Source organism: Pseudomonas peradeniyensis, assembly GCF_014268935.2.
GTDB classification, from domain to species: domain Bacteria; phylum Pseudomonadota; class Gammaproteobacteria; order Pseudomonadales; family Pseudomonadaceae; genus Aquipseudomonas; species Aquipseudomonas peradeniyensis.
In genome coordinates this window covers 779,342-799,096 of sequence record NZ_JABWRJ020000002.1, presented here as the reverse complement: position 1 = coordinate 799,096, position 19,755 = coordinate 779,342, and the positions used below count along the sequence as shown (strand labels likewise).

The following is a 19,755-nucleotide window of genomic DNA, read 5'->3' as shown; positions in this document are numbered from 1 at the left end:
CCTGAAATTAGAAGTAGCCTTGGCGTTTTTTGTCTTCCATGGAACCGGCGCCATCGTGGTCGATGACGCGGCCCTGGCGCTCGGACGTTCGGGTCAGGAGCATTTCCTGGATGATGTCCGTCAGGGTCTCGGCTTCAGACTCGACCGCGCCCGTCAGCGGGTAGCAGCCCAGGGTACGGAAACGCACTTTCTTCTTGACGATGCGCGCCTTCTCCTCGTCGCTCAGGTGCTCGAGGATGCGCTCGTCGTCGATCATGATCAGGGTGCCGTTCTTCTCGATCACTTCGCGCTCGGCGGCGAAGTACAGCGGCACGATCGGAATGCCTTCGAGGTAGATGTACTGCCAGATGTCCAGCTCGGTCCAGTTCGACAGCGGGAACACGCGGATCGACTCGCCCTTGTTGACCTTGCCGTTGTAGATGTTCCACAGCTCCGGGCGCTGGTTCTTCGGGTCCCAGCGGTGCTTGCTGTCACGGAACGAGTAGACGCGTTCTTTCGCCCGCGACTTCTCTTCGTCGCGGCGCGCGCCACCGAAGGCGGCGTCGAAGCCATGCTTGTCCAGCGCCTGCTTCAGGCCCTGGGTCTTCATGATGTCAGTGTGCTTGGAGCTGCCATGGGTGAACGGGTTGATGCCCTGCGCCACACCCTCGGGGTTGACGTGGGTGATCAGCTCCAGGCCCATCTCTTCGACCATCTTGTCGCGGAAGCGGTACATCTCCTGGAACTTCCACTGGGTGTCGACGTGCATCACCGGGAACGGCAGCTTGCCCGGGAAGAACGCCTTGCGCGCCAGGTGCAGCATGACCGCGGAATCCTTGCCGATCGAGTACAGCATCACCGGGTTGTCGAACTCGGCGGCCACCTCGCGGATGATGTGGATGCTCTCCGCCTCCAGCTGTTTCAAGTGCGTCAGATTGTCGACCATGGCTACTCACGAAAAACGATCTTATGGACGGCCTGCGGGCCGTGTTCGAGCGAGCCACTTTATCACAGCACCTGATTCTATTTAGGAGGCTGCCTAGATCGAAAAGGTCTAATGATATGACTAGGGGTTTGGGCGAAAAAGCATCGCGGGGCAAGCCCGCTCCCACGGTGTTCGTGGGAGCGGCGATGCGGCGACCCGACTTGCCCCGCGATGAGGCCGTCAGATCGGATTCGGACAATCGATGAACAGGTGCTCGACCGCGAACCGCCGCGCCAGGTAATCCCCCAGCGCCTGCACACCATAGCGCTCGGTGGCGTGGTGCCCGGCGGCGATGAAGCTCACGCCGTTCTCGCGGGCACTGTGGAACGTCTGCTCGGACGCCTCGCCACTGATGAACAGGTCGACCCCGGCGGCGATGGCGGTGTCGATGTAGCCCTGCCCGCCCCCGGTGCACCAGCCGACCCGGCGGATCATCTGCTCACCCTCGACGACCAACGGCTCGCGCCCCAGCGCCTCGCGTACCCGACGGGCGAAATCCCGCGCCGACACAGGTTCCGCCAGCGAACCGACCAGGCCGACCACCTTGGGATTGTTCGGGTCCAGCGGGCCTTCGACGGTGATGTCCAGCTGGCGCGCCAGCTGCACGTTGTTGCCCACTTCCGGGTGCACGTCCAGCGGCAGGTGGAAGGCCAGCAGGCTGATGTCGTGCTTGAGCAGGGTCTTCAGGCGCCGCTGCTTGATCCCGGTGATGCACGGGTTTTCACCCTTCCAGAAGTAGCCATGGTGCACCAGCACCAGGTCGGCCTCGGCCTCGACCGCCGCGTCCAGCAGCGCCTGGCTGGCGGTCACGCCGCTGACGATACGGCTGACCTGGGGGCGGCCCTCGACCTGCAGGCCGTTGGGGCAGTAGTCCTGGATCTTCGCGCTGCCCAGGTAGCGCTCGGCTTCCTCGACCAGGGTATTGAGGGCGACGGCCATGAAAAATCTCCTCGAATTCGGCGTTGCGACAGGGCGCGAGGCCCTATAATGGCCGCCATTATGGGCCGTCGCCGGTTTCGGGGGAACCGGCGGCAGTCGCCTGGGGGATCCCAGCCATCGCTGATCGTTGTATTCACGTGTATGATCGCGCGCGCTCGCCCCGGGCCGAACTGACATGGCCCCCGCCCTACTCCCAGGATTCATTCATGTTCAAGGCTCTGCGTTACTTCGGCTGGCCGCTGCTCACCGGCGTGCTGATCGCCATCCTGATCATCCAGCGCTTCCCGCAATGGGTCGGTCTGCCCAGCCAGGACGTCAACCTGCAGCAGGCCCCGCAAACCACGAAGATCATGCAGGGCCCGGTGTCCTACGCCGATGCCGTGACCCTGGCCGCGCCCGCGGTGGTCAACCTGTACACCACCAAGGTGGTGAACAAGAGCGCCCACCCGCTGTTCGAAGACCCGCAGTTCCGCCGCTTCTTCGGCGACAACCTGCCCAAGCAGCGGCGCTGGGAGTCGAGCCTGGGCTCGGCGGTGATCATGAGCCCGGAAGGCTACCTGCTGACCAACAACCACGTCACCAGCGGCGCCGACCAGATCGTCGTGGCCCTCAAGGACGGCCGCGAGACCCTCGCCCGGGTGATCGGCAGCGACCCGGAAACCGACCTGGCGGTGCTGAAGATCGACCTCAAGAGCCTGCCGGCGATCACCATCGGCCGCTCCGACAACATCCACATCGGTGACGTGACCCTGGCCATCGGCAACCCGTTCGGCGTCGGCCAGACCGTGACCATGGGCATCATCAGCGCCACCGGCCGTAACCAGCTGGGCCTGAACAACTACGAAGACTTCATCCAGACTGACGCTGCGATCAACCCGGGCAACTCCGGCGGCGCGCTGGTGGATGCCAACGGCAACCTGGTGGGTATCAACACGGCGATCTTCTCCAAGTCCGGTGGTTCCCAGGGCATCGGCTTCGCCATCCCGGTCAAGCTGGCGCTGGAGGTGATGAAGTCGATCGTCGAACACGGCCAGGTGATCCGTGGCTGGCTGGGCATCGAAGTGCAGCCGCTGAGCCAGGAACTGGCCGAATCGTTCGGCATGCAGGGCCGCCCGGGGATCGTCGTGGCGGGCATCTTCCGCGATGGCCCGGCGGCGCGCGCAGGGCTGCAGCTGGGCGACGTGATCCTGAGCATCAATGGCGAGCCGGCCGGTGACGGGCGCAAGTCGATGAACCAGGTGGCGCGGATCAAGCCCAATGAGAAGATCACCATCGAGGTGGTGCGCAATGGGCAGCAGCTGAAGCTGGTGGCCGAGGTGGGGCTGCGGCCGCCGCCGGCGCCGGTGGCGGCAAAGGAAGAGAAGTAAGGCTTGGATCAGGGGCCGCTTTGCGGCCCCGATTGCATCAATGCAGGATCTGGCTCAGGAACAGCTTGGTCCGATCACTGCGCGGCCGGTCGAAGAAGTCATCCGGCGCGGCCTGCTCGACGATCTCCCCCTTGTCCATGAAGATCACCCGGTTCGCCACGGTGCGGGCAAAGCCCATCTCGTGGGTCACGCAGAGCATGGTCATGCCGTCTTCGGCCAGGCTGACCATGGTGTCGAGCACCTCCTTGACCATCTCCGGGTCCAGCGCCGAAGTCGGCTCGTCGAACAGCATGATCTTCGGCTTCATGCACAGCGCCCGGGCAATCGCCACCCGCTGCTGTTGACCACCGGACAACTGCCCCGGGTACTTGTGCGCCTGCTCCGGAATGCGCACGCGCTCGAGGAAGTGCATGGCGATTTCCTCGGCCTTGCGCCGCGGCAGCTTGCGCACCCACATCGGCGCCAGGGTGCAGTTCTCCAGGATTGTCAGGTGCGGGAACAGGTTGAAGTGCTGGAACACCATGCCCACCTCGCGGCGGATCGCCTCGATCTGCTTGAGGTCGTTGGTAAGCTCCACGCCATCGACGACGATGCGCCCCTGCTGGTGCTCCTCCAGGCGGTTGAGGCAGCGGATGGTGGTCGACTTGCCCGAGCCGGACGGCCCGCACAGGACGATACGCTCGCCCTGGCGCACGTTCAGGTTGATGTCCTTGAGCACATGGAACTGGCCGTACCACTTGTTCACGCCCTGCATCTGGATGATGCCTTCGGGGCCGGCAGGCTGCTTGATCGCTTCACTCATTTCGAAACTCCTAACGCTTGTGGCCAGTGTCCAGCTTGCGCTCCAGGTGCATGGAGTAGCGGGACATACCGAAACAGAAAATCCAGAACACCAGGGCGGCGAACACGTAGCCCTCGGTGGCCATGCCCAGCCAGGCCGGGTCAGCCGCTGCCTGCTTGACGCTGTTGAGCAGGTCGAACAGGCCGATGATGATCACCAGGCTGGTGTCCTTGAACAGGGCGATGAAGGTGTTGACGATGCCGGGGATCACCAGCTTGAGCGCCTGGGGCAGGATCACCAGGCCCATCGCCCGCCAGTAGCCCAGGCCCATGGCCGCGGCGGCTTCGTACTGGCCCTTGGGGATGGCCTGCAGGCCGCCACGCACCACCTCGGCGATGTACGCCGACTGGAACAGGATCACGCCGATCATCGCCCGCAGCAGCTTGTCGAAGCTCATGCCCTCGGGCAGGAACAGCGGCAGCATCACCGAGGACATGAACAGCACGGTGATCAGCGGCACGCCGCGCCAGAACTCGATGAAGGTCACGCAGACCACCTTCACCGCCGGCATGTTCGAACGACGCCCCAGCGCCAGCAGGATGCCCAGTGGCAAGGCGCCGACGATACCGACCGTGGCGATCACCAGGGTCAGCATCAGGCCGCCCCACTGGCTGGTGGGCACCGTGTCCAGGCCCAGCGCGCCGCCATGCAGCAGGATGTAGGCGAGGATCGGGTACAACACCAGGAAGCCCAGGCCGTACACGGCCTTGCGCGGGAAGCGCTTGATGAACAAGGGCGCTGCGCCGAGCACGGCGAGCCACACGGTCAGGTCGACGCGCCAGCGCAGTTCCGCCGGGTAGTAGCCGTACATGAACTGGCCGAAGCGCTGCTGGATGAACACCCAGCAGGCGCCCTCCTTGGTGCAGTCGGCGCGGGTGGTGCCGACCCAGTTGGCGTCGATGAACGCCCACTGCACCAGCGGCGGCACGATCAGCCAGACCAGGTACAGGGCGAACAATGTCAGCAGGGTGTTGAGCCAGCTGGAGAACAGGTTGGCCCGCATCCAGGCGAGCACGCCAACGGTCTTCACCGGTGGCGGCATGTCGGGTTTGAAAACATGGGCTGTCACGGAAGTACCCTCACCGCTCGATCAGCGCAATGCGCTTGTTGTACCAGTTCATCAGCAGCGAAATGCTGATGCTGATGGCGAGATAGACGCTCATGGTGATGGCGATCACCTCGATGGCCTGGCCGGTCTGGTTGAGCACGGTACCGGCGAACAGCGAGACCATCTCCGGGTAGCCGATACCGGCGGCCAGCGACGAGTTCTTCGCCAGGTTCAGGTACTGGCTGGTCAGCGGCGGAATGATCACCCGCAACGCCTGGGGAATGATCACCTTGCGCAGCGTCGGGCCTTCGCGCAGGCCCAGCGAGCGGGCCGCCTCGGTCTGGCCGTGGCTGACCGAGCGGATGCCGGAACGCACGATCTCGGCGATGAACGCCGCGGTGTAGATGGTCAGCGCCAGGGTCAGCGCCAGCAGCTCGGGGATCAGCACCCAGCCACCGACGAAGTTGAAGCCCTTGAGCTGCGGCACTTCCCAGTGCACCGGGCTGCCGAACAGCAGCGCGCAGACGCCGGGGATGCCGATGAACAGCAGCAGGCCGACCCAGAACTTGTGGAACGGCTCGCCGGTTTCGTCGAAACGCTTGTTGGCGAAACGCACCATCACCGCGATGGCGACGATCGCCAGCGCCAGCGCGATGACGAACGGCCAGAAGCCCTCGGCCATCGAGGCGCCGGGCATGTTCAGGCCGCGGTTGCTGATGAAGAAGGTATCGTCGATGTTGATGCTGCCCCGTGGCCCCGGCAGGGTCAGGAACACGGCGAAGTACCAGAACAGGATCTGCAGCAGCGGCGGAATGTTGCGGAAGGTCTCCACGTACACCGTTGCCAGCTTGTTGATCATCCAGTTCGGTGACAGCCGCGCCACGCCGATGATGAAGCCCAGCAGCGTCGCCAGGATGATGCCGATGAAGGTCACCAGCAGGGTGTTGAGCAGGCCGATGACGAACACCCGGGCGTAGCTGTCCGATTCCACGTAGGGGATCAGGTGCTGGGCGATGCCGAAGCCGGCGCTGCGCTCGAGGAAATCGAAGCCCGAGGTGATGCCCCGGTGCTGCAGGTTGGTCTGCGTATTGTGGAACAGGTACCAGCCCAGGCCCACCACGAAGAGCACCGTGAGGATCTGGAACAGCCACGCGCGCACACGTGGATCACTAAGGGAAAACCCTTTCCGTGCGCCGATTTGATTTTGCATGAAGTGCCCCGAAAAGAAGGGATTCGAACGACCCGCGGCGGCAGGATGCCGCCGCGGGTGCAACCATCAGCGCACCGGTGGCGCGTACTGGATGCCGCCGTTGTTCCACAGGGCGTTCATGCCACGGTCGATCTTCAGGTCGGTGCTCTGGCCCAGGTTCTTCTCGAACACTTCGCCATAGTTGCCGACTTGCTTGACGATCTGCACTACCCAGTCCTTGGGCAGCTTGAGGTCCTTGCCGTACTCACCATCGGCGCCCAGCAGGCGGGCGACGTCAGGATTCTTGGTGGACTTGGCCTCGGCCTCGACGTTCTTCGAGGTGACGCCGGCCTCTTCGGCATTGAGCATGGCGAACAGGGTCCACTTGACGATGCTGAACCACTCCTCGTCGCCCTTGCGTACCACCGGGCCCAGCGGCTCCTTGGAGATGGTTTCCGGCAGCACCACGTACTCGGTCGGCGCGGCCAGCTTGGAACGCTGGGCGAACAGCTGCGACTTGTCGGAGGTCAGCACGTCGCAACGGCCGGACTCCAGCGACTTGGCGCTTTCGTCGGAGGTGTCGAAGGTGATCGGGGTGTACTTCAGCCCATTGGCGCGGAAGTAGTCGGAGACGTTCAGCTCGGTGGTGGTACCAGCCTGGATGCAGATGGTCGCGCCGTCGAGTTCCTTGGCGCTGGAGACGCCGAGTTTCTTGTTGGCGAGGAAGCCGACGCCGTCGTAGTAGGTGACACCGGCGAACACCAGGCCCATGCCGGCATCGCGCGAGCTGGTCCAGGTGGTGTTGCGCGACAGCACGTCGACTTCGCCGGACTGCAGCGCGGTGAAGCGCTCCTTGGCGTTGAGCTGGCTGAACTTGACCTTGGTCGCGTCACCGAACACCGCGGCGGCCACGGCGCGGCACACATCGGCGTCGATGCCGACGATCTTGCCTTGCGCGTCCGGTACAGAGAAGCCTGGAAGACCATCGCTCACGCCACACTGGACGAAGCCCTTCTTCTTCACCGCGTCGAGGGTGGCGCCGGCCTGGGCGAAGCTGGTGGCGCCCAGCGCGGCGGCGGCGGTCAGGACGGCCAGGGTGGTTTTCAACATCTTCATCAACAACCTCCAAATCGCTCTTGTTGTATGAGCCGGAATTGCACCGCACCCTTATGAGGCGCATCCGACCCCTTGTTGGCTTGTTTTTGGGTCAATTGGCGCAATGGGCTGTTCTATGACAGCCTTCGATCCACACGAGGGGTGTTACCGCGACCGGTCCACCTCTTCGCATGGCAAGGACGTAGCAAAGGGCGTACCACAGTCGAAGGCTTAAGTGATTAAGCGGTAGTCAAGTAGTAAAAGTTGTAGAGTTGCGACATCTTTTTCTGGCATTAACCTCCAATGCCTTCTTTTTACGCACTACATAAGTACGCAAGCACTCTTTCGGAGCAGTCATGACCAACCCGCTGATCCTCGAACCCCAGAAAACCGCCGACGCCTGTGTGATCTGGTTGCACGGCCTGGGGGCCGACCGTTACGACTTCCTACCTGTGGCGGAATTTCTCCAGGAACGCCTGCTGAGCACCCGCTTCATCATGCCCCAGGCCCCCACCCGCCCGGTGACCATCAACGGTGGCTACGAGATGCCCAGTTGGTACGACATCAAGGCCATGACCCCGGCGCGGGCCATCGACGAAACGCAGCTGGAGGAATCGGCCGATCAGGTCATTGCCCTGATCAAGGCGGAACAGGCCAAGGGCATCAACCTGTCGCGCATCTTCCTCGCCGGTTTCTCCCAGGGCGGCGCCGTGGTACTGCACACCGCCTATATAAAGTGGCAGGAAGCCCTGGGCGGGGTGATCGCCCTGTCCACCTACGCGCCAACCTTCACCGACGGCCAGCAGCTGAGCGCCTGCCAGCAGCGCACCCCGGCGCTGTGCCTGCACGGTGTGCACGATCCGGTGGTGATCCCGTCGATGGGCCGCACCGCGTTCGAGTACCTCAACACCTGGGGCGTCGCCGCCCGCTGGTACGAGTACCCGATGGAGCACGAAGTGGTGGTCGAGGAACTCAACGACATCCATGAATGGCTGAGCCGCCAGCTGCAGTAACCCTGTAGCCCGTCATGCATTGCACTACGCCGCGCCCGATTCTTGCATTACACTGCCCGGCGTACATTCCTTAACCAGTTGACGAGACGACCGTGCTCAAGGCACTCAAGAAAATATTCGCCAAGGGAGACGCCGCGCCGCAGGCCGCCGAGCCCGTCGCCGTGACCCCGCCCGCGCCGGCCGCGCAACCGCCTGTCGAGAAGGCGCCAGCGCGCCAGCACGCCAAGCCCAGGGCCGCGGCAAAACCACAGGCCGAGCCCCAATCCGCCGAACAGCCGCGCGCCGAGCAGCCCGCCCGGGACAAGCCGCGCCGCGAACGCAAGCCCAAGCCCCAGGCCAGCCTGTGGAAGCCCGAGGACTTCGTGGTCGAGCCGCAGGAAGGCAAGACCCGCTTCCACGACTTCAAGCTCTCCAACGAGCTGATGCACGCCATCCACGACCTCGGCTTCCCCTACTGCACGCCGATCCAAGCCCAGGTCCTGGGCCACACCCTGCGTGGCCAGGACGCCATCGGCCGGGCCCAGACCGGCACCGGCAAGACCGCCGCGTTCCTGATCTCGATCATCTCGCAGTTGCAGCAGGTGCCGCCGCCCAAGGAACGCTACATGGGCGAGCCGCGGGCGCTGATCATCGCCCCGACCCGCGAGCTGGTGGTACAGATCGCCAAGGATGCCCAGGCCCTGACCAAGTACAGCGGCCTGAACGTGATGAGCTTCGTCGGCGGCATGGACTTCGACAAGCAGCTGAAATCGCTGGAGGCCCGCCACTGCGACATCCTGGTGGCCACCCCCGGCCGCCTGCTGGACTTCAACCAGCGCGGCGAGGTGCACCTGGACATGGTCGAGGTGCTGGTGCTGGACGAGGCCGACCGCATGCTCGACATGGGCTTCATCCCCCAGGTCCGCCAGATCATCCGCCAGACCCCGCCGAAGAGCGAGCGCCAGACCCTGCTGTTCTCCGCCACCTTCACCGACGACGTGATGAACCTGGCCAAGCAGTGGACCACCGACCCGGCCATCGTCGAGATCGAGCCGGAGAACGTCGCCAGCGAGACCGTCGAGCAGCACGTCTATGCCGTGGCCGGCAGCGACAAGTACAAGCTGCTGTACAACCTGGTCACGCAGAACAAGTGGGAACGGGTGATGGTGTTTGCCAACCGCAAGGACGAAGTGCGGCGCATCGAGGAAAAACTGGTGCGCGACGGCATCAACGCCGCCCAGCTGTCGGGCGACGTGCCGCAGCACAAGCGCATCCGCACCCTGGAGAACTTCCGCGAGGGGCGCATCAGCGTGCTGGTGGCCACCGACGTGGCCGGGCGCGGTATCCATATCGACGGCATCAGCCACGTGATCAACTTCACCCTGCCGGAAGATCCGGACGACTACGTGCACCGCATCGGCCGTACCGGCCGTGCGGGGAGCAGTGGTGTGTCGATCAGCTTTGCCGGCGAGGACGATTCGTACCAGCTGCCGGCAATCGAAGAGCTGCTGGGGCGCAAGATCAAGTGCGAGATGCCGCCGGATGAGCTGTTGAAGCCGGTGCCGCGCAAGCATCATTGATCTCAAAGGCCACTTACCCCCTGTAGGAGCGGCCTTGTGTCGCGAAAGGGCCGCGCAGCGGCCCCGACATTTTCTGCATCAATGCTGAAACCCTGGGGCCGCTTTGCGGCCCTTTCGCGACACAAGGCCGCTCCTACAAAAGCGGTTCGCACCTGGAGTTACCAGCGCCCCGCCGCATCCTGATCGCTCTGCTTCCCCTCCACCCAGCGCGGCCCATCCTGGGTGCTTTCCTTCTTCCAGAACGGCGCCCGGGTCTTCAGGTAGTCCATGATGAAGTTGCAGGCATCGAACGCTGCCTGGCGGTGCGCGCTGGCCACGCCGACGAAGACGATCGGCTCGCCCGGCTCCAGGGCGCCGATGCGGTGCAGCACCTCGACCTTGAGCAACGGCCAGCGCTGCTCGGCCTCGACCACGATCTTGGCCAGGGCCTTCTCGGTCATCCCCGGGTAGTGCTCGAGGAACATCCCGGCCACGTCCAGGCCATCATTGAAGTCGCGCACGTAGCCGACGAAGCCGACCACCGCGCCAACGCCGACATTGGCGGCATGCATGGCGTTGACCTCGGCGCCCGGGTCGAAGGCCGCCTGCTGAACACGTACGGCCACGATCAACCTCCAGTCACGGGTGGGAAGAACGCAATCTCGTCACCCTCTTCCAATGGCTCATCGAGCCGACACAGCTCTTCGTTGCGGGCGCACATCAGGTTCTGCTCGGCCAGCACCGCGTAGTGCCCGCCCTTGCCCACCAGGGCCTGGCGCACGTCGTCCAGCACCTTGAAGTCGCCTTCCAGACGCTCGGTGTCGACGCCCAGCAACTCACGGTAGCGGGCGAAATACATGACCTTGACCTTCATCACCCCTCCACCTTGTAGTGGCCGCTCTTGCCGCCGGTCTTCTCCAGCAGGCGCACCTGCTCGATGACCATGCCCTTGTCCACCGCCTTGCACATGTCGTAGATCGTCAGCGCGGCGACGCTGGCGGCGGTGAGCGCCTCCATTTCGACGCCGGTCTGCCCGGCCAGCTTGCAGCGGGCGACGATATGCACCACGTCCTCGCCTTCGGCGGCCAGCTCGACCTTGACGCCGGTGAGCATCAGCGGATGGCACAGCGGGATCAGGTCGCTGGTCTTCTTCGCCGCCTGGATGCCGGCGATGCGCGCCACGGCGAACACGTCGCCCTTGGGGTGTTGGCCATCGACGATCATGCGCAGGGTGTCCGGCAACATGCGCACCCGCGCCTCGGCAATCGCCTCGCGCGCGGTCACGGCCTTTTCAGTGACGTCGACCATGTTGGCGCGCCCCTGGGAATCAAGATGAGTCAGCACTGCTCTGCTCCTGGGTAGGGAATACAGAGTGTAAACCTGCAGGTCAGCTTTGAGCAGAGGGCAGATCAGCGCATCGCGGGGCAAGCCCGCTCCCACGACGAATCGTGGGAGCGGGCTTGGGTTACAGGTGCGACTCGGCGTACTCGGCCAGCACCGAGCGCGGTACGCCCTGCAGGGTGATGTGAACGCCGTGGGGGAAGTCCTTGAAGCGTTCGGTCAGGTAGGTCAGCCCGGAGCTGGTGGCCGACAGGTACGGCGTGTCGATCTGCGCCAGGTTGCCCAGGCAGACCACCTTGGACCCGTTCCCCGCGCGGGTGATGATGGTCTTGATCTGGTGCGGCGTGAGGTTCTGGCACTCGTCGATGAGGATCAGGCTCTGCTGGAAGCTGCGACCCCGGATGTAGTTCAGCGACTTGAACTGCAACGGTACCCGCTCGAGGATGTACTCGACGCTGCCGTGGGTGCTCTCGTCGTCCATGTGCAGCGCTTCGAGGTTGTCGGTGATGGCGCCCAGCCAGGGCTCCATCTTCTCCGCCTCGGTGCCCGGCAGGAAGCCGATCTCCTGGTCCAGCCCCTGCACGCTGCGGGTGGCGATGATGCGCCGGTAGCGCTTGCTGACCATGGTCTGCTCGATGGCCGCGGCCAGCGCCAGGATGGTCTTGCCGGAGCCGGCGGCGCCGGTCAGGTTGACCAGGTGGATATCCGGGTCGAGCAGGGCGAACAGCGCCAGGCTCTGGTGGATGTCCCGTGGTTTGAGGCCCCAGGCTTCCTGGTGCAGCAGCGGCTCCTGGTGCAGGTCGAGCAGCAGCAGCTCGTCGTTGCGGATGCCCTTGATCCAGCCGACGAATCCTTGTTCGTCGATGATGAACTCGTTGATGTGCACCGCCGGCAGGTTGTCGATCAGTTGCACCCGGTGCCAGGTGCGACCACGTTCCTGACGGGTGTCGACCTTGCTCACTCGGTCCCAGAACGACCCTGTGACCGAGTGGTAGCCCTTGGACAGCAAGGACACGTCGTCGACCAGTTGGTCGGTGCTGTAGTCCTCGGCGGCGATCCCGCAGGCACGCGCCTTCAGGCGCATGTTGATGTCCTTGGTCACCAGCACCACGTCGAGGTCCTTGCGCTTGGCGCGCAGGTCCAGCAGCTGGTTGATGATGATGTTGTCGGCGAGGTTTTCGGGGAGCAGGCGATTTGGCTCGTTGCGCGTGCTCATGAGGATGGACAGGAAACCCTTGGGCCCACTCTTGCCACGCTGGATCGGCACGCCCTGCTCGACATCGCTGGGCGAGGCGTCGCCCAAGGTCTGGTCGATCAGGCGGATGGCCTGGCGACATTCTGCGGCGATGGTGTGTTTACCGGTCTTGAGCTTGTCGAGTTCCTCCAGCACCGTCATCGGTATGGCGACGTGGTGCTCCTCGAAGTTGAGCAGGGCATTGGGGTCGTGAATCAGGACGTTGGTATCGAGCACATACAGGATTGGCTGGTTGGAGGAAGGGTTGCGTCCTTGGTCATCCATACTCGTTCACCTTATGTGAAAGCCACACGGCGCGAACGGCTGCGCCGCAGAGTGACTGCCGTTCTTCCCGTATCCGCGTCGTTACGGGCGGGAAGCTCACCTGGCAAAAGGGGCGTGGATGACGCCACCTGTGCTGCAGGGTTCGGCTGTCTGATTCCTTGATACCGCAAAAACCATGACCGAAAAAAGTCTTTTTACGCTCTAGTGAAGTTTATTTTTCGGATTGACGAACAGGGCTTGGCGCGAGGCCTGAGCGGGACTACAGTCAGAGATCAGGTAGCGCATCAAGCCCGTTCAGGCGCGCACGAAACGCTGGCGCAGCACATCGCTCAGGGCGTCCACCAGCAGCACCAGCAACAGCATGGCGATGATCACCGTGCTGGCCTGGGCCTCCTGGAACAGGCTCAGGGTCGCGTAGAGCATCTGCCCCAGACCGCCTGCCCCCACGAACCCCAGCACGCTGGCCATGCGGATGTTGTTCTCCCAGCGATACAGGCTGTACGCCAGCAATTGCGGCCACAGGTTGGGCAGCGTGCCGAAACAGAATGCCGCCACCTGGCTGCCGCCCTGCAGGCGGATCGCCGCCGCAGGCTCCGGCGGTGCATTCTCCAGCGCCTCGGCGAACAGCCGCCCCAGTACCCCGGCGGTGTGCAGCGCCAGCGCCAGGGTGCCGGCATTCGGCCCCAGGCCCGCCGCCAGCACGGTCAGCGCCGCCCAGACCAGCTCCGGAATCGCCCGCAGCGCATTGAGCAGCAGGCGCGCAGCGCCCTGCAGCGGCCAGCCAAAGCGCCCGGCGGCCGGCAGCGCCAGCAACAGGCCGAGCAGCATCGCCAGCAGCGTCCCCATCCCCGACATCGCCAACGTTTCCAGGGCGCCCTGCCCCACTGCCCGCAGGTGCGCCACAGACAGGTCCGGGTGCAGGAAACGCGCCGCGTATTCGCCCATCTGCGCCGGCCCGCCGCTGCCGACAACCGCTGCCAGGTCCAGCTCCAGGTAGGCGAACGACGCCAGCACCGCCGCCAGGATCGCGACGATCACCAGCCCGTTGATCACCCGCCTCATGCGAGCCTCCCGCGCAGGAAGCGACTGAGCAGGTCCGCAAGCACCACCAGCAACAGGAAGGTCAGCAGCATGCTCACCACCTCGGCGCCGGCGAACATGCGCATCGACAAGTCGATCTGCTGGCCCAGGCCGCCGGCGCCGACGAAGCCCATCACCACCGAGGCGCGCACCGCGCATTCCCAGCGGTACACCGTGTAGGACACCACTTCGCTCGCGGCCTCGGGCAGGGTGCCGTAGAGAAACGCCGACAACCGGCTGCTGCCGGCCTGGAGCAAGGCATGGGCCGGGCGCTGGTCCACCGACTCGAAGATCTCCGCGTAGACCTTGCCGAGCATGCCGCTGTAGGTGATGGCAATGGCCAGCACCCCGGCGGTCGGGCCCAGGCCCACGGCGCGGACGAACAGCAGGGCCCAGACGATCTCGGGCACGCTGCGCAGGAAGATCAGCACGCCGCGCACCGGCAGGCGCGCAGCGCGTGACAACGGTTCCAAACGTCCACCATTGGAAGCCGCCCGCAGCGACAGCGCCCGGCTGGCCAGCAGGCTGGCCGGTACCGCCAGCAGCAGCGCCAGGGTCATGCCCGCCGTGGCCACGGCCAGGGTCTGCACGGTGGCGGTGAACAGCAGGTCGAGAAACCCGGCGTCATGGGCCGGGGGCCAGAACGCGCTGACAAAACCGGCCATCTGCTGACGGTTCTCGGCCTGCAACAGCACACCGGGATCCAGCTCGCTCAAGTGCAAGCCCGGCCACAGCAACGCCAGGCACAGCAGGGTCAGCAACACGCGAGGGATAGCTGCGGGATCGCGTTGGTCAGTGCTCAGCATCGCGGGATCTGCACCTGCAGGCTCGCCGTCGCGGCAACAGGCGAGGCCAGTTGCTCGTTGGCGTACAAGGCATCGAGCATCGCTTCGCTGACCGCTGCTGCCGGGCAGTCGAACGCCACCTGCCCGGCACGAATGCCCACGATGCGCGGAAAATACGCCAGGGCGAGCTCAACCGCGTGCAGGCTGGCGACCAGGGTCACGCCATGGGCCTGGGCATGGCGGTTGAGCAGTGCCAAGCTGTGATCGGCCAGCACCGGGTCCATGGCCGAGACCGGCTCGTCGGTCAGCAGCACTTCGGGTCGCTGGTACAAGGCGCGAGCAATGCCGACCCGCTGCAACTGGCCACCGGACAACTGCCCGCACTGGGCGAACAGCTTGTCGGCCATGCCCAGCTCGGCCAGCGCTGCACGGGCACCGGGCACATCGCCGGGGTGGATCAGGTTGAGCAGCCCGCGCAATGTGCCCCACTGCCCCAGGCGCCCCGCCAGCACAGCGGTGACCACTCGCTGGCGCGGCGGCAGGGGCGGCGCCTGGTGCACCAGGCCAACCCGTGCGCGCAAGCGCTGGCGGGCACGGGCAGACAATGCCCAGGGCTGCTCGCCCAACAACTCCAACCGCCCGTCACTGGGCGGCACGGCGGTACCCATCAGGTGCAGCAGGCTGGACTTGCCGGCCCCGGACGGACCGATGATCGCCACTCGCTCGCCCTGGCCGATCAGCAGGTCCACCGCGCTCAAGGCCTGGACCTGACCATGGCGCACACTGGCGCCCTGAACACGGATACTCACTTGAGCAGACCGGCCTCACGCGCGGCTTGCTCGGTGCCCGCGTAGTTCTCGGGCCTGGTCTCGATGAAGCGGCTGGCGGCCTGCAGGTCGAGGATCGCCTTGTCCGCAGGCTTGGTCGGGTCCAGGGCGAGGAAGGCCTGCTTGATCTTTTCTTTCAGTGCCGGATCCATGTTGCCGCGCACGGTCCAGTTGTAGTCGAAGTACTCCGGCGTGGTGGCGAACACCTTCACCTTGCTGGTGTCGACCTTGCCCGCCGCGACCAGCTTGTCCCAGACGCTGGCGTTGAGCACGCCGGCATCGGCCTTGCCGGCCTGGACCCAGGCGGCGGTGGCATCGTGGGCGCCGGAATAGGCGACGCGGCTGAAGTACTCCTCGGGCTTGATGTTGTCGTTCTTGAGCATGAAGTAACGCGGCATCAGGCTGCCCGAGGTGGACGAAATCGAACCGAAGGCGAAGGTCTTGCCCTTCAGGTCCTTGAGGCTCTTCACGTCAGGGTTGGCGGTGATGAACTTGCTGGTGAACTTGGCATCCTGCTCACGCTGCACCAGCGGCGTGGCCTTGGGGTCCTTCAGGTGCACCTGGACGAAGGTGAAGCCCCCCAGCCAGGCCAGGTCCAGGCGATCGCTGGCCAGCGACTCGACCACCGCCGGGTAATCGGCCACCGGCACGAACTGCACCTTCATGCCCAGTTGCTGCTCGAGGTACTCGCCCAGCGGCTTGAACTTGCGCAGCAGTTCGGTCGGCGCCTCGTCGGGGATAGCGCTGACGCGCAGCACATCGGCGGCCTGGGCGATCACCGCGCAGCAGGACAGCGCGAGGCCGGCAAACAGGGCCAAGGGGCGTTTGAGCATGGGGGATTCTCCGGTTCGATAGCGGGGCATGAGTCGGTGTCGCATCGCGGGTCTGCGTGGGAGCGGGCCTGCCCCGCGATGCTGGCAAACGAGGGAAGTATAAGAGCCACAGGCACAAAGGCCAGCTTTGCTACAATCGCGCATCACGAAAAGTCGAGGTGCACATGAGCGAGCCGATTCGTCTGACACAGTACAGCCACGGCGCTGGCTGTGGCTGCAAGATTTCTCCCAAGGTCCTGGATGTGATCCTCGCCGAAAGCGGCACCCAGGCCCTCGACCCGAAACTCTGGGTCGGCAACGCCTCGCGCGACGACGCCGCCGTCTATGCCCTGGATGACGAGCGCGGCGTGGTCTCGACCACCGACTTCTTCATGCCGATCGTCGACGACCCGTACGACTTCGGTCGCATCGCCGCCACCAACGCCATCAGCGACATCTACGCCATGGGCGGCGACCCGCTGATGGCCATCGCCATCCTCGGCTGGCCGATCAACGTGCTGCCGCCGGAAGTCGCCCGCGAGGTGATCCGCGGTGGCCGCGCCGTCTGCGCCGAAGCCGGCATCCCGCTGGCTGGCGGCCACTCCATCGACGCCCCCGAGCCGATCTTCGGCCTGGCTGTGACCGGCGTGGTGAGCAAGCGCCACCTCAAGCGCAACGACACCGCCAGCATCGGCTGCCGCCTGTACCTGACCAAGCCGCTGGGCATCGGCATTCTCACCACCGCCGAGAAGAAGGCCAAGCTGCGCGAACAGGACCAGGGCCTGGCCCGTGACTGGATGTGCACCCTCAACACCCCGGGCAGCCGCTTCGGCAAGCTCGACGGCGTGCAGGCGATGACCGACGTCACCGGTTTCGGCCTGCTCGGCCACCTGGTCGAAGTCGCCGAGGGCAGCGGCCTCACCGCCCGCCTGCAGTTCGCTGCCGTACCACGCCTGCCCAGCGTCGAACACTACCTGGCCGAGGGCTGCATCCCCGGCGGCACCCTGCGCAACTTCGACAGCTACGGCCACAAGATCGGCGCGCTGAGCGACGAGCAGAAGCACCTGCTGTGCGACCCGCAGACCAGCGGCGGCCTGCTGGTGGCGGTCACCCCGCAGGGCGAGGCCGAATTCCTCGCCGTGGCGCGGGAACTCGGGCTCGAACTGGCGCCGATCGGCGAGCTGGTCGAGCGACAGAGCCACGCAGTCGAGGTGATCTGATGCGCCCCGACTGCACCGAGCTGAAACAGCTGTTCCTCGACGACGTGCCGATGATGGACATGCGCGCGCCGATCGAATTCACCAAGGGCGCCTTCCCCGGCGCCGTCAACCTGCCGCTGATGAACGACCAGGAGCGGCAGAAGGTCGGCACCTGCTACAAGCAGCAGGGCCAGGCCGCCGCCATCGCCCTGGGCCACCAGTTGGTCAACGGTGGGCTCAAGCAACAGCGCCTGGAGGCCTGGGCCGCGTTCACCCAGGCCCATCCCGACGGCTACCTCTACTGCTTCCGTGGCGGCCTGCGCTCGCAGATCGTCCAGGGCTGGCTCAAGGACGCTGGCATCCAGTATCCAAAGGTGGTGGGCGGCTACAAGGCCATGCGCACCCTGCTGATGGATACCACGCTGCAGGCGGTGCAGCAGTGCGCGTTCGTTTTGCTGGGCGGACTGACCGGCACCGGCAAGACCGATGTACTGCACCAACTGGACAACGTGCTCGACCTCGAAGGCCACGCCAACCACCGCGGCTCCAGCTTCGGCAAGCGCGCCACGGCGCAGCCGGCGCAGATCGATTTCGAGAATGCGCTGGCCATCGACATCCTCAAGAAACGCGAGCGTGGCGTCGGCCAGTTCGTGCTCGAGGACGAAGGCCGCGTGGTCGGCAGCTGCGCGGTGCCACTGGAGCTGTACCAGGGCATGCAGCGCTATCCGCTGGTGTGGCTTGAAGACAGCTTCGCGCATCGCGTGGAACGCATCCTGCGCGACTATGTGATCAACCTGTGCGCCGAGTACATCGCCGTGCACGGTGAAGAAGCCGGCGGCCCGCTGTTCGCCGAGCGCATGCGCCAGAGCATGGCCAACATCTACAAGCGCCTGGGCGGCGAGCGCTTCCAGCGGCTGTCGGCGTTGCTCGACCAGGCGCTGGAGGAGCAGTTGCGCAGTGGTGACGTGAGCCTGCACCGAGGGTGGATCGAAGGGCTGCTCAAGGAATACTACGACCCGATGTACGCCTACCAGCGTGCGGCCAAGGCACAGCGGATCGAGTTCGCCGGAGACGGCGTGGAGGTGCGTGAATACCTGAAGGCCCGGGCACTGCGCGAGTACCACGGCGCCTGAATCACTGGCCCGCTCCTCCCCCCTGTAGGAGCGGGCTTGCCCCGCGAACACCGGCAAAGCCGGTGCCATACCCAACTGGCCTGGCCCACCAAAGGAGTCACTGCACTTAACGTCAATGCCTGTACAACTTGAACTCACGATCTATCCAGATCACATGAAAGATCCGCCCGCTGCGATACCCCACCATCGCCACCAGATCGAAAGCCCTGAACGCCAGCAACCGAACATCCTCGGTGAGGAATGAAGGCAACACAGCCCTGATACTGCCGCGCGAAATCGTCTCCGTGCCATAACCGTGTCGATCGAGCTGGCGAATCTCTCGCCACGTACGCTGGCTGATCTGGCGCAGCCGCTCGAGCATCCGGGCCCGCTCCGCCTGCTGGCAATCCTGAATGCACCAACCTGATTGCAGGTACTCCAGTGAGAACACTGGTGGGCGCAAGTCCGAATCGTCAGCCTCGCCTACCATGTGGCGTGCCCTGACTTGATTTCCCTGGGCGTCTCGCTCCTTGAGCCGCTTGCGTACCATTGCTCAGTTCACCAGGTGGTTCCTGAAATAGCGCTGCATTTCGTCCCGGGGAATCTCCCGGCTGAAAGCGCCCTCCTGATAATTGTCCCGCCATGGGTCTTCTTCATGGGTCAGTTGGCGGAGCTTCCACGCCGAATACTGCCCATAGACCTCGAAGACCTCCTTGATCAGACGGGTCTGATCCCGGGAAAAGCAGGTCGGCTCGAACACCGCAGGCACCGGAATCGGGTTCGAGCCGTGCTGGCTGAACCGGCGGTAGAGATCGGGCACCACCGGGCCATGCATCCAGGCCTCGATTCGCTCTTCGAACAACGGCCCGCCCAGCAAAGCCAGGCTGAAGCCTTGCGCGTAATAAACCAGCTTCTGCAGCTTCAGGTTCGAGATCTCACCCGCCTCGCCTTCCAGCGTGAGGAAGTAGTTGGCGACATCGGTGCTGTCAGGCATGGGCTTCTCCCTTGGTGAACACACTGTCCATGAGCTGTACAAAAATACAGCCATCAAGGTTCTGGCGATACCCTTCAGCCGACCAGTTGACC

Annotated in this window: 21 protein-coding genes; 5 read left to right on the top strand and 16 right to left on the bottom strand. The window is 64.8% G+C overall.

All coding sequences use genetic code 11. From position 1 onward, the window contains the following. Positions 1 to 7: 7 nt before the first annotated feature. Together cysD and HU751_RS13100 are read right to left on the bottom strand one after the other, a co-directional pair. Positions 8 to 925, bottom strand: a complete 918-nt coding sequence (cysD, locus tag HU751_RS13105; RefSeq protein ID WP_011535568.1) for a sulfate adenylyltransferase subunit CysD — start codon at positions 923 to 925, stop codon at positions 8 to 10. A gap of 219 nt (positions 926 to 1,144) precedes the next feature. Continuing rightward, positions 1,145 to 1,903, bottom strand: a complete 759-nt coding sequence (locus HU751_RS13100) for a Nif3-like dinuclear metal center hexameric protein (protein ID WP_028689771.1) — start codon at positions 1,901 to 1,903, stop codon at positions 1,145 to 1,147. Between the two features lie 206 nt (positions 1,904 to 2,109). Here HU751_RS13100 and algW point away from each other — a divergent pair, with 206 nt between their 5' ends. Continuing rightward, the gene (gene algW / locus HU751_RS13095; RefSeq protein WP_186731927.1) at positions 2,110 to 3,270 is read left to right on the top strand and encodes a Do family serine endopeptidase AlgW; all 1,161 of its coding nucleotides are present in this window, start codon (positions 2,110 to 2,112) and stop codon (positions 3,268 to 3,270) included. A gap of 37 nt (positions 3,271 to 3,307) precedes the next feature. Here algW and HU751_RS13090 read toward each other — a convergent pair whose 3' ends face one another. From HU751_RS13090 to HU751_RS13075, 4 genes are all read right to left on the bottom strand, one after another. Further along, complete coding sequence (locus HU751_RS13090; protein ID WP_050703824.1) at positions 3,308 to 4,072, bottom strand: amino acid ABC transporter ATP-binding protein; 765 nt, start codon at positions 4,070 to 4,072, stop codon at positions 3,308 to 3,310. Between the two features lie 10 nt (positions 4,073 to 4,082). Then, positions 4,083 to 5,180, bottom strand: coding sequence for an amino acid ABC transporter permease (locus HU751_RS13085; RefSeq protein WP_050703823.1), 1,098 nt, complete (start codon positions 5,178 to 5,180; stop codon positions 4,083 to 4,085). A 10-nt stretch (positions 5,181 to 5,190) separates the two neighbouring features. Next, positions 5,191 to 6,369 (bottom strand): amino acid ABC transporter permease, encoded by a 1,179-nt coding sequence (locus tag HU751_RS13080; RefSeq protein ID WP_186731926.1) that lies wholly within the window; start codon positions 6,367 to 6,369, stop codon positions 5,191 to 5,193. A gap of 66 nt (positions 6,370 to 6,435) precedes the next feature. After that, positions 6,436 to 7,464 (bottom strand): amino acid ABC transporter substrate-binding protein, encoded by a 1,029-nt coding sequence (locus HU751_RS13075; protein WP_023629381.1) that lies wholly within the window; start codon positions 7,462 to 7,464, stop codon positions 6,436 to 6,438. Positions 7,465 to 7,799: 335 nt separating this feature from the next. Between HU751_RS13075 and HU751_RS13070 the strand changes: the two genes are divergently transcribed. Together HU751_RS13070 and rhlB are read left to right on the top strand one after the other, a co-directional pair. Further along, positions 7,800 to 8,456 (top strand): alpha/beta hydrolase, encoded by a 657-nt coding sequence (locus tag HU751_RS13070; RefSeq protein ID WP_186731925.1) that lies wholly within the window; start codon positions 7,800 to 7,802, stop codon positions 8,454 to 8,456. Between the two features lie 92 nt (positions 8,457 to 8,548). After that, positions 8,549 to 10,015: an ATP-dependent RNA helicase RhlB gene (rhlB, locus tag HU751_RS13065; RefSeq protein ID WP_186731924.1), complete on the top strand. Its 1,467-nt coding sequence runs from the start codon at positions 8,549 to 8,551 to the stop codon at positions 10,013 to 10,015. 158 nt (positions 10,016 to 10,173) lie between these two features. On the opposite strand, the gene moaE is transcribed toward rhlB, so the two are convergent. The 8 genes from moaE to HU751_RS13025 all read right to left on the bottom strand — a co-directional run bounded on the left by moaE (position 10,174) and on the right by HU751_RS13025 (position 16,379). Continuing rightward, positions 10,174 to 10,620, bottom strand: a complete 447-nt coding sequence (moaE, locus tag HU751_RS13060; RefSeq protein ID WP_186731923.1) for a molybdopterin synthase catalytic subunit MoaE — start codon at positions 10,618 to 10,620, stop codon at positions 10,174 to 10,176. Positions 10,621 to 10,622: 2 nt separating this feature from the next. Further along, positions 10,623 to 10,868 carry a molybdopterin converting factor subunit 1 gene (gene moaD / locus HU751_RS13055; RefSeq protein WP_186731922.1) on the bottom strand — a complete coding sequence of 82 codons (246 nt, stop codon included), beginning with the start codon at positions 10,866 to 10,868 and terminating at the stop codon, positions 10,623 to 10,625. Further along, the gene (moaC, locus tag HU751_RS13050; RefSeq protein ID WP_046857035.1) at positions 10,868 to 11,338 is read right to left on the bottom strand and encodes a cyclic pyranopterin monophosphate synthase MoaC; all 471 of its coding nucleotides are present in this window, start codon (positions 11,336 to 11,338) and stop codon (positions 10,868 to 10,870) included. Before moaC ends, moaD begins: the two co-directional genes overlap by 1 nt. A gap of 121 nt (positions 11,339 to 11,459) precedes the next feature. Then, positions 11,460 to 12,854, bottom strand: coding sequence for a PhoH family protein (locus tag HU751_RS13045; RefSeq protein ID WP_011535580.1), 1,395 nt, complete (start codon positions 12,852 to 12,854; stop codon positions 11,460 to 11,462). Positions 12,855 to 13,148: 294 nt separating this feature from the next. Then, positions 13,149 to 13,916, bottom strand: a complete 768-nt coding sequence (phnE, locus tag HU751_RS13040) for a phosphonate ABC transporter, permease protein PhnE (RefSeq protein WP_186731921.1) — start codon at positions 13,914 to 13,916, stop codon at positions 13,149 to 13,151. Then, on the bottom strand, positions 13,913 to 14,740 hold the full coding sequence (locus tag HU751_RS13035) for a PhnE/PtxC family ABC transporter permease (RefSeq protein ID WP_186731920.1): 828 nt from the start codon (positions 14,738 to 14,740) through the stop codon (positions 13,913 to 13,915). Before HU751_RS13035 ends, phnE begins: the two co-directional genes overlap by 4 nt. Continuing rightward, on the bottom strand, positions 14,734 to 15,528 hold the full coding sequence (locus HU751_RS13030; protein WP_186731919.1) for a phosphonate ABC transporter ATP-binding protein: 795 nt from the start codon (positions 15,526 to 15,528) through the stop codon (positions 14,734 to 14,736). The genes HU751_RS13035 and HU751_RS13030 overlap by 7 nt, the downstream gene beginning before the upstream one ends. Beyond that, complete coding sequence (locus tag HU751_RS13025) at positions 15,525 to 16,379, bottom strand: putative selenate ABC transporter substrate-binding protein (RefSeq protein ID WP_186731918.1); 855 nt, start codon at positions 16,377 to 16,379, stop codon at positions 15,525 to 15,527. Before HU751_RS13025 ends, HU751_RS13030 begins: the two co-directional genes overlap by 4 nt. Positions 16,380 to 16,543: 164 nt before the next feature. Here HU751_RS13025 and selD point away from each other — a divergent pair, with 164 nt between their 5' ends. Together selD and mnmH are read left to right on the top strand one after the other, a co-directional pair. Next, positions 16,544 to 17,578: a selenide, water dikinase SelD gene (gene selD / locus HU751_RS13020; RefSeq protein WP_186713225.1), complete on the top strand. Its 1,035-nt coding sequence runs from the start codon at positions 16,544 to 16,546 to the stop codon at positions 17,576 to 17,578. Continuing rightward, positions 17,578 to 18,690 (top strand): tRNA 2-selenouridine(34) synthase MnmH, encoded by a 1,113-nt coding sequence (mnmH, locus tag HU751_RS13015; protein WP_186731917.1) that lies wholly within the window; start codon positions 17,578 to 17,580, stop codon positions 18,688 to 18,690. The genes selD and mnmH overlap by 1 nt, the downstream gene beginning before the upstream one ends. A 112-nt stretch (positions 18,691 to 18,802) precedes the next feature. On the opposite strand, the gene HU751_RS13010 is transcribed toward mnmH, so the two are convergent. Further along, entirely contained in the window at positions 18,803 to 19,219 is a 417-nt protein-coding gene (locus tag HU751_RS13010) for a hypothetical protein (RefSeq protein ID WP_186731916.1), read from the bottom strand. A gap of 3 nt (positions 19,220 to 19,222) precedes the next feature. Further along, positions 19,223 to 19,663 (bottom strand): Panacea domain-containing protein, encoded by a 441-nt coding sequence (locus HU751_RS13005; RefSeq protein WP_186731915.1) that lies wholly within the window; start codon positions 19,661 to 19,663, stop codon positions 19,223 to 19,225. Positions 19,664 to 19,755 lie beyond the last annotated feature (92 nt).